We start from the raw sequence: 8,878 nt of genomic DNA on the forward strand, positions 1-8,878 counted from the left end.
TCGGCGCCCGCCTCGGTGTCGGTACCGGCCTCAACGTCGGTGCTGCCTTCAGCATCGGCCATGTCACCCTCGGTGCCGCCTTCCACGTCGGTTCCGGCCTCGGTGTCGGTGCCATCATCCACGTCGGCGGCACCATCAGGTCCGTCCATGCCATCATCAATGGCACCCGACGCCTCGGCAGTGGCACTGCTCTCCGCAGTCGCACTGCCGTCACCGGTCACTTCGGCGATGCCGGTCGCGTTGGTCAGCGCAGTACCGCCGGCCGCGGTCGCTTCTGCCGCGGCAGAAGCGTTGGCGTTGGAGACCGCGCCTTCCATGCCGGAGATGGCTTCGGCCGCAGCCGATGCGTTGGCCGAGGCGGCCCCTTCGATCCCCGATGTGGCCTCCGCAGCAGCGGAAGCGTTGGCGGCGGCATTGCCACCACTGGAAGCCGCGTCAGCCGCAGCCGAAGCGTTCGCCGCCGCATCGGCGCCGCTGGCCGCAGCTTCAGCGGACGCGGCCGCACTGGCGGCTGCATCCGCACCGCTGGCCGCAGCGTCAGCCGCGGCAGACGCTGAAGCATCGGCGCCCGCAGTGGCACTTGAACTGGCCTCGGCAGCCGCAGAGGCCGTGGCGTCGGCACCTGCTGTTGCAGAGGCCGTTGCGGACGCTTCAGCGGAAGACGTCGCCTGGGCAAGGACCATCGGCGAGGAATGCAGTCGGGCCTCGTGTGCATCGCCGAACTCGGCTGCGGCCTGACCACCGGCCAGTGCCAGGGCCAGAGCGCTGGTGGCCCCGATCCAATGAAGTTTGCTCTTGTTGATAGACATGAAAATCCCTCCTCGTTGCATATTCGCTCTGGTTCGTCATCCCATACCGCTATGGATTGCAGAGCCTGCAACCGGTCGTCATCCTTCCAGGATGGCTCCGGCCACATTCGGAAGCCGCGCTTCGTATCCCGGGCATGAACCTGTGCCCACGCACATGCCCGGATACGAGGCATGGCAATAGATCACCCCGGCTGTCCCTGACGGGGCTCGCGAGGGCGGTTGCAAGAGGGATGCCATGTCAGCCGCAGGCCGCGCCGGCCCTTGATCTGCGCGATGTCGCGGGTTGCACCATGAACCGCAGCGCCGGCTCCGGCGTGGGTTTGTGTCACTCAACGGCTACATGCGAACCCCGGAAACGGCACCATTGCGGTCTTCACCGGGTGTCATCTGCGGGCAACATGCACCCGATGGAATCCGACAACCCATTGAGAAAAGGAGAGAATTCCGTGTTGCCACAGGGCAACGGAAGGCGCATCAGGACCACAGGCCCAATCGATGGTGATGCCCGGATCCCGCGCACCGCCGCCGGGCAGACAATCAGTTGCCGTCTCCGGCCACGGCGAGAATCCGGAAACGGATCAGCACCGCGTCGGCCACCTGAAGCCTGCCGCCCATGGCGCTGAACGGTTCGATGCCGAAGTCGCTCTGAAGAATTACGAATCGGCCGCTGGCGATCAGCCGATCATCGTTCACCGACAACGCCACCGGCACCGTGAGTTCGCGCGCCACCCCGCGCAGCGTGATGCGTACATCCATGTCCGGCTGCCAGGAAGGTCCGCGCAGATCGACGGATTCGATGAGGATCTGTGGATGCGCGTCCGCGTGCAGCACAGCCTCGGAGAGCATGTTGTCCCGCGTATCCCTCACCGCAGACTCCGGCATGTCCGGCTCGAACCCCTCGTCCGCGCGCCACTCCGGACGGTCCACCTCCAGAGCCCGCACCGGTATCTGCAGGCGCAGGCCGGATTGCCGAAGGGCCTCGCCCACCACCGCACGACCCTCGATCACCGGACCGCCGATCACGTGCGGGTGACCGAAGCGTGCCAGTGGGCCCGCCGGGTAGAGCACGATGCGAATCTCGGAGCGCTCACTTACGACGCGGTAGTCGCGTCCCTCCGGCAGATCAACCGGCGCAGGATCCGCGGGCCGACTCTCGGCCGGCCCGGGAGGCGGCTGAGGCACTGCCTGGCACGCAGCCAACAACGCGGCCGCCAACAGCAGCCCTGTTGCCTTCCCCATACGCCCGCAGTCTATAGTGGACATGACACAGTCCCCGGAATACCCGCAGTTGAGCATACCGCTTCGAAATACCACCCGCAGCTACGGCCTGGTGAGTCAATCGTTTCACTGGCTGGTGGTGGTACTGATCCTGGTGCAGTACACGTGGGCTTGGCGCATTGCCAATGCCGAAGGCCTGCGCGCACGCTTCGAACTGGTCACGCAGCACAAGACCCTGGGCATGACCATACTTGCGCTGGCCGCGCTGCGCCTGGCGTGGCGCCTGTACGACCCTCCGCCGCCGCTGCCCGACACGATCCACCGGATGGAACACCTCGCTGCCCAGGTCATGCACCGACTCCTCTACGGGCTGATCTTCGCCCTTCCCCTGTCCGGCTGGTTTTACTCGTCCGCGGCCGGCCTGGGCGACTACTGGTGGGGTCCGCTGAGCCTGCCCACACCGGTGGCGACCGACGAAGCGCTGGAGGACATCCTCGGCGTGATCCACCGGGGTCTGGGGCTGTCTCTGGCCGTACTCGCCGGCCTGCACGTGCTGGCTGCGCTGCGGCATCAGTTTCTGCTCAAGGACGGCCTGCTCTGGAGAATGTTGCCGCGATGGCGCGAAGACTGAGCCGAACCGTCCTGTTAGCGGCAGCGTGCATGAGTGCGTCGGCCGCGTCGCCTGCCGAACAGTGCTACCGGGCCACGGCAGAGCAAGGCGAACTGCTGTTCGACGGCGTGCTGGAGGGCACGCCCTTCACCGGACGGTTTCGCCGATTCACAGTGGACATGTGCCTGGACAATGACGATCTGTCCACGGCGAACATACATGTGGCGGTGGACACCGGGTCCGGCGACACAAGCAACCGCCAGGGCAATGCGGCGCTGCGCGATGAGGAATTCTTCGACATCGCCCGCTTTCCGGAAGGTACCTGGACCAGCACGACCATCCGGCGCGACGGCGACGCATACGTGGCCGAGGGCACGCTCACCGTCCGTGACATCAGCGCATCGGTCCCGGTGCGCCTGGAGCTGCAACCCGGCGATCCCCCGCAGCTGTCCGGCGAGGCACAACTCCTGCGCCTGGACTTCCAGGTGGGCACCGGGGAGTTCGAGGACACCGAGTTCCTGAGAAACCGCGTAGACCTGCGCTTCCGGATGTTACTGGAACCGGTCGAGTCGCAATGAAACGCCGGGAACACGCCTTGATGTAACCGCAGTCCTTGCAAGCTTCCCCGGGGTTGCACACGTCTCTGCCCTTGGTCGACAAAAAACTTTTCTCTCGCCAAGATCGCGAAGCACGCAAAGAACCCCAAAAAAATCGTTAGACAAGATTTGATGATTTCTTGGCGTGCTTGGCGATCTTGGCGAGAGTCAATTCTTTCCGCTTTCGACGCCGCTGCCTTTGTGACGTTCGTGGCGGCGCGCAACAGTTGCTCCTGATCAGGAGAAAATCGTTTCTCTCGCAAAGATCGCGAAGGACGCCAAGAACCCCAAGAACCGTTAGACAAGACCTGATGATCTCTTGGCGTACTTCGCGATCTTGGCGAGAGTCAATTCTTTCCGATTTCGACGCCGCTGCATTTATGAGATTCGTGGCGGTGCGCAACTCCTGCCCCTGGTCAGCAGAAATTCGTGTCTCTCGCGAAGGCGCGAAGCACGCCAAGGACCCCCGAAGAGTCATTATTGAAATTCAATTGGGGTTCTTGGCGTGCTTCGCGGCTTTGCGAGAGAACAATCTTTCTTTCGTATTGCTTCGTGCGCTTCGTGTCCTTCGTGGTTCAAAAACAAGGCTGGAAATTCACTCCTCCTTCGGTCGCCAGGCCTGCACGAGGCTGCGCTGGACCTGCTCGGGGACCTGCTCGTAATGGCTGAACTGCAGCGTGTAGCTGCCGGCGCCGCCGGTCAGGGCGTTGAGGCGGGCCGGGTACTCGGCGAGTTCCGCGAGCGGCACCACCGCCTGCAGGCTCATGCGTTCGCCGAGGGCCTGCGTGTCCACGATGCGCCCCCGTTTCACCGACAGATCGCCTGACAGATCACCCATGGCCTCGGCGGGCGCCTCCACCGATAGTTCGGCCATGGGCTCAAGCACGATGGGCCTGGCCTTGCGCACGGCATCGAGGAAGGCCTTGCGCCCGGCGATGACGAAGGCCACCTCCTTGGAATCCACCGGATGGGTCTTGCCATCGTACACGGTGACCCGCACATCCTGCAGCGGATAGCCTGCGACGGCGCCCTCGGCCATGGCCTGGCGTATGCCCTTCTCCACGGCCGGCAGCAGCGACCCCGGGATGGAGGCGCCCCTGATCTCGTCAGTGAATTCGAAGCCCTTGCCGCGCGCCAGCGGTTCGACGCGCAGGAACACCTCGCCGAACTGTCCGGCGCCGCCGGTCTGTTTCTTGTGGCGGCAATGACCCTCGGCCGGCGCGGTGATGGTCTCCCGGTAGGCAATGGACGGCGTGGCCGTTTCCACCTCCAGGTTGAAGCGCTCACGCATGCGCTCCAGTGCCATGCGCAGGTGCAACTCCCCCTGGCCCCGCAGCACCGTCTCGCGCGTGGCGGGATCCTGCTCCACGTTCAGGCCGGGATCCTCTTCCACGAGTTTGGTCAGCGCGTCGGAGAGCTTCTGCTCGTCGCCGTGACGCGCGGCCTGGACCGCCAGACCGAATACGGGCGCGGGGATCTCGGGCGGACGCAGCTGGATGTGATCCTCGTCGTGTGAATCGTGCAGAACCGTGCCGTAGCTCACCTCCTCCACCTTGGTGAGCGCCCCGATCTCACCGGGACCGCAGCGCTCTACGGGCAGGTGTTCCCGGCCCTGCAGGCGGAACAGGTTGCCGACACGAAAGGGCTTGCGTGCATCGCCGGCGAACAATCGGGTCTCGCGGGTCACCGTTCCCTGGTGCACGCGGAACACCGCCACCTTGCCGAGAAAGGGATCGTGTTCCACCTTCACCACGTGCGCCAGCACGTGCGCATCGGGATCGGGGACCGCGTGATACTCCCGAACACCCTGTTCGTCCTGTCGAATGAAGGGTGGCGGATTGCCCTCCAGGGGGTTGGGCATGAGGCGCACGAACACGTCCAGCAGTTCGCGCACGCCCGCGCCGGTCGCCGCCGAGGTAAAGCACACGGGCACCAGGTGCCCGTCCCGCAGCGCCGCCTCGAAGGCATCGTGGAGCTGGGCCGGGTTCAATGACTCGCCCTGCTCCAGGTACAGATCCATGAGGGCGTCGTCCATCTCCACCACCTGGTCCACCAGCATCTCGTGGACCTCCGCCACGGAGGAAAAATCCGACTCACCGGCAGGTTCGAAGAAACAGTCCGCCACCCGGCTGCCGCCTCCGGCGGGCAGGTTCAGCGCCAGACACTCGGGACCGAACGTGGTGCGCAGCGCCTCGAGCAGGCCGGGCAGTGCCGTGGGATCGGCATCCATGCCATTGACGATGATCATGCGGCACATCCGGCGATCCTGCGCCCAGGCCATCAGGCTGCGCGCCGTTGCGTCGATGCCACCGGAAGCACTGATCACCACCGCAGCCACCTCGACGGCGGGCAGAATGGAGAGCGCTGCGCCACGAAAATCCGCATAGCCCGGGGTGTCGATGAGATCGATCCACGCGTCTCCCCATTCGAGGCCCAGGACGGAGGCGGAGATGGAGTGGTGCAGCCGCTGTTCCTGGGGGTCGGCATCGCTGACGGTGGAACCTTTCTCCACGCTGCCCGGGCCGGCGACTGCACCGGCCACGTTCAGCAGGGCCTCCGCAAGGGTCGTCTTGCCCGAACCGGCCGGACCGACCAGCGCGATGTTGCGGATGTTCTCCGGTCCCCTGATGGACATAGGCTACCCCCGCGCACAGATCAGCACGCACGTCTGTCCCTCGAGAGGTTAGCAGCCCGTGGGGAAAGCGTGGCCGCTCAGGTGTCCGTCGTGCCTTGCGCGCGGGACGGGGGAACACTCTCCGACGAGTCCGGCAGCACCTGCTGCGCGGGCACGCGCAGCGCCGCCTCGACGCGGTCAATGGCCGTGTCCATGCGGCAGTATTCCGCGAGCCGTTCCAGATCCTCGATGACCACGTGCGAGCCCTGGTTTTGCACACCACACTCGCGCAAGCGCGCGAAGGCACGGGAGAGATTCTCCGGTGTCATGCCCATGCGATCCGCCAGTACGCGTTTGCGATAGGGCAGCTCCACCGTGGTGGCACCGCCCTGATCCAGGGCCAGGCACAACAGGAAGGCGCCCACACGCTCGGCAGAGGTGCGCAGTTTGAGGTCCTTGATCTGGCGAACCAGGGCACGGTAGTGACGCGCCAGGGACCCCAGCAGGACCAGGGACAGGGCCGGTTGCCGGTACAGTTCCTCGCGCAGATGCCCCGCCGGGATCAGGAGCAGCCGGGAGTGCTCCAGGGTGCGTGCGGTCATCAGGTAGGGGGCATCGGTCACCACGGCGGCCAGGATGAAACAGTCCACCGGACGCACCACCTCAACCACCACTTCGTGGCCGGTCGGATCCACGCACCGCAGTTCCACGGCGCCCTCGATCAGTACGTGCAGGTACTCGGGGCGTTCACCCTGCTGGAAGAGATTGACACCGGCCTGCGCCTCGCAGTGCAGGGACGGACCCAGAAGCCGGCGACCGGACTCGGGTTCGAGTCCGTCGAACAGCGGCAGCTGCAGCACAAGATCCAGCTCGTCGACAGGCGTCATGGCGCCTTCCCCCATGGTTCCGGGCGTGCCGGTGGCGGCGTGCGGGCAGGCACGCCCGAACACCACGAGAGAGAATCGGCCGGACGCACGGGTCCCGCCAGGGGAATCTGTCAAACGGCCAGTCCGCTCCCGACACGGGGCGGTTTCCCCCGACCCATGCTGGACCTTAACCGACCGGGCAGCTCAGGAACTTGATCAAGCTCAAGCCGAGGGCACTGGAACGCAAGGGGTGGCGGTGTCACACGGCCTTAGCCTCTCAGATCGAAGGCGACGGCATCCGGGCACAACGCCCGGCCAGCCGGGCCTGCTCGTGCATCCAGTCGCCGCGGTTCGTGGCATGGCAGAGCTCCAGCTCACCGGTACGGGTGTTCAGGCGCCAGACCATGGCGGTCGCATCCAGGGGGGCGATCTGGTAGGCGGGTTCCCCCTGCATCGCGCCCGGCGCCGCCCCGGGCGCGGACACTGCGTGTGTGACCAGTACGGCCCCGGCAATGACAGACAAGAACAATGAAACAAGAATCATTCGCTTCATGGCGATCCCCTCGGCGGGCGGTTGTGGCTTCATGACATGAGAACGCCCCTGTATGGCCGGCGTTCCCCGCTCAATCCTACCCGAGGCAGACTACCTCCCCTGGCTCGCCCCCCCGATAAGAGCTGAAGCCGTTCCCACCGGCTTTCTTGACCGCGTACATGGCATCGTCTGCACCGGTGAGCACGGCCTCGGCTGTCGCCGCCACGGACGGGAACTCACAAATGCCCACACTGGCACCCATGACCACGCGGGGGCTGTCCGGGTCGTCCGAATCGATGGGCACCGGCTGCGACAGCGCATCCACAACGCGTGCGGCCACTTCCCGTGCGAAGTCCGCATGCTCCATATCCTCCAGCAGTACGAAAAACTCGTCTCCGCCAAACCGGGCCACGGTATCGGTCTCGCGCACGCAGGCCAGGAGCCGCTTCCCCATCGCCTGGAGCACCCGGTCGCCGGCCTCGTGACCGTGGATGTCATTGACCGGCTTGAACCGGTCCAGATCGATGAACAGGCCTGCGCCGTGAATCCGGTGGCGGCGCGTGCGGGCCACGGCCTGTTCCAGGCGCTGCAGGAGCAGTGCCCGGTTGGGCAGCCCGGTGAGGGCATCCGTCAGCGCCATGTCCCGATGGCGATTGCGTTCGTCCTCCAGTTCCAGGCGCTGAACATAAAGCTCGCGGCGCTGGTACTCCTGGATGTAGGCGGCCACGCCGCCCAGCACCAGTGCAGCCAGCAGTTGAACGGACTCGGTCAGGACCTGGATGCGATCCTCGTAGGCACCCACCAGTACCACGGCGAAGGCCACCAAAATGACCAGGTTCACCAGCAACGCATTGAGGAAGGAGATGCCCAGCAGGAGAAATACGGCAATCACCACCAGGATCAGCCCGGTCGCATAGCCGTGCGCCAAGGCCTCCGGCAGAATCGCCATGATCCCGACACCGCCCAATCCGGCGGCCAGACCGGCCGTCATCAGGGGCCATTGGTGATGACGCTCGAAGTGACTCGTCCAGGTGACCAGCAGCGCACCCAGGCCCACCAGCAACACCCCGCCGCGCAGGGCCAGCGCGGGCACGGGCACGCTGTCGCTGATTGCCACGTCGAGAAGTCCGAAGGCACCGTACAGGAACATGCCCAACACGAGCGCGATACGCGCCTGGTGGCGCAGGATGCGCCCCTGCTCCTCCCGGTAACCGGACTCCGCATGTCTGCAGGCGAACCAGAGTCCAACCGGATGCATGCGGACCGGAACACCGCGTGGGGCGTTGTCTCCACTCATCCGGTACCTGTCTTGAACGCTTCGTTTCAGGGAATCCCCAGCATAGCAGTCAATCTTGAGCCATGGGCGCCGCGGTGCACGGGCGGTGCCCCGTGCAGGACGACCGGCGCTTGTGGGAGCCGGATTCGGGGCGGGACAAAGGGTCGACACGCCGGCACACGCGAAGCCGCTCATGTCCGCTCAACCGCCAATCAAGGTCTACTACGACGCCGCCTGCCCCCGATGTGTCCGGGACAGGGCGCGCTACCGGCATCTCGCGGGCCGGCGTGCCGACAGTGTGGTATGGCTCGATGCCAACGAACAGCAGGAGGCGCTGCGCGCCAGGGACATCGAGCC

The 8,878-nt window shown here is 65.6% G+C and carries 8 protein-coding genes; 2 read left to right on the forward strand and 6 right to left on the reverse strand.

Features of this window, described 5'->3' with window-relative positions:
• Positions 1-809 (reverse strand): hypothetical protein (locus tag B1C78_RS15425; RefSeq protein ID WP_217698048.1); only part of this gene is annotated, 809 nt, incomplete at its 3' end.
• 537 nt (positions 810-1,346) lie between these two features.
• Positions 1,347-2,072 carry a YceI family protein gene (locus B1C78_RS15430; protein ID WP_175628333.1) on the reverse strand — a complete coding sequence of 242 codons (726 nt, stop codon included), beginning with the start codon at positions 2,070-2,072 and terminating at the stop codon, positions 1,347-1,349.
• On the opposite strand from B1C78_RS15430, the gene B1C78_RS15435 reads away from it, so the two are divergent.
• Positions 2,071-2,658 (forward strand): cytochrome b, encoded by a 588-nt coding sequence (locus B1C78_RS15435; RefSeq protein ID WP_077280062.1) that lies wholly within the window; start codon positions 2,071-2,073, stop codon positions 2,656-2,658. The two genes, B1C78_RS15430 and B1C78_RS15435, sit on opposite strands and share 2 nt — an antisense overlap.
• Before the next feature lie 29 nt (positions 2,659-2,687).
• Positions 2,688-3,215: a YceI family protein gene (locus B1C78_RS15440; protein ID WP_175628334.1), complete on the forward strand. Its 528-nt coding sequence runs from the start codon at positions 2,688-2,690 to the stop codon at positions 3,213-3,215.
• Positions 3,216-3,828: 613 nt separating this feature from the next.
• Here the strand turns inward: B1C78_RS15440 and fusA are convergent.
• The 4 genes from fusA to B1C78_RS15460 form a co-directional block, all read right to left on the reverse strand.
• On the reverse strand, positions 3,829-5,868 hold the full coding sequence (gene fusA / locus B1C78_RS15445) for an elongation factor G (protein ID WP_077280064.1): 2,040 nt from the start codon (positions 5,866-5,868) through the stop codon (positions 3,829-3,831).
• 77 nt (positions 5,869-5,945) lie between these two features.
• A complete protein-coding gene (locus tag B1C78_RS15450; protein WP_139349975.1) occupies positions 5,946-6,848 on the reverse strand; it encodes a cyclic nucleotide-binding domain-containing protein in 903 nt (300 codons plus the stop codon).
• A 142-nt stretch (positions 6,849-6,990) separates the two neighbouring features.
• Positions 6,991-7,236: a hypothetical protein gene (locus B1C78_RS15455; protein WP_139349976.1), complete on the reverse strand. Its 246-nt coding sequence runs from the start codon at positions 7,234-7,236 to the stop codon at positions 6,991-6,993.
• 106 nt (positions 7,237-7,342) lie between these two features.
• The gene (locus tag B1C78_RS15460) at positions 7,343-8,503 is read right to left on the reverse strand and encodes a GGDEF domain-containing protein (RefSeq protein WP_245795459.1); all 1,161 of its coding nucleotides are present in this window, start codon (positions 8,501-8,503) and stop codon (positions 7,343-7,345) included.
• Between the last annotated feature and the right edge of the window lie 375 nt (positions 8,504-8,878).

Origin of the sequence: Thioalkalivibrio denitrificans (assembly GCF_002000365.1) — a bacterium.
Lineage (GTDB): Bacteria > Pseudomonadota > Gammaproteobacteria > Ectothiorhodospirales > Ectothiorhodospiraceae > Thioalkalivibrio_A > Thioalkalivibrio_A denitrificans.

Excerpts from the sequence above, each read along its gene's own strand:
- B1C78_RS15430 (WP_175628333.1), bottom strand. The coding sequence starts at position 2,072 with ATGTCCACTATAGACTGCGGGCGTATGGGGAAGGCAACAGGGCTGCTG.
- B1C78_RS15440 (WP_175628334.1), top strand. The coding sequence starts at position 2,688 with ATGAGTGCGTCGGCCGCGTCGCCTGCCGAACAGTGCTACCGGGCCACG.
- B1C78_RS15460 (WP_245795459.1), bottom strand. The coding sequence starts at position 8,503 with ATGCATCCGGTTGGACTCTGGTTCGCCTGCAGACATGCGGAGTCCGGT.
- B1C78_RS15435 (WP_077280062.1), top strand. The coding sequence starts at position 2,071 with ATGACACAGTCCCCGGAATACCCGCAGTTGAGCATACCGCTTCGAAAT.
- fusA (WP_077280064.1), bottom strand. The coding sequence starts at position 5,868 with ATGTCCATCAGGGGACCGGAGAACATCCGCAACATCGCGCTGGTCGGT.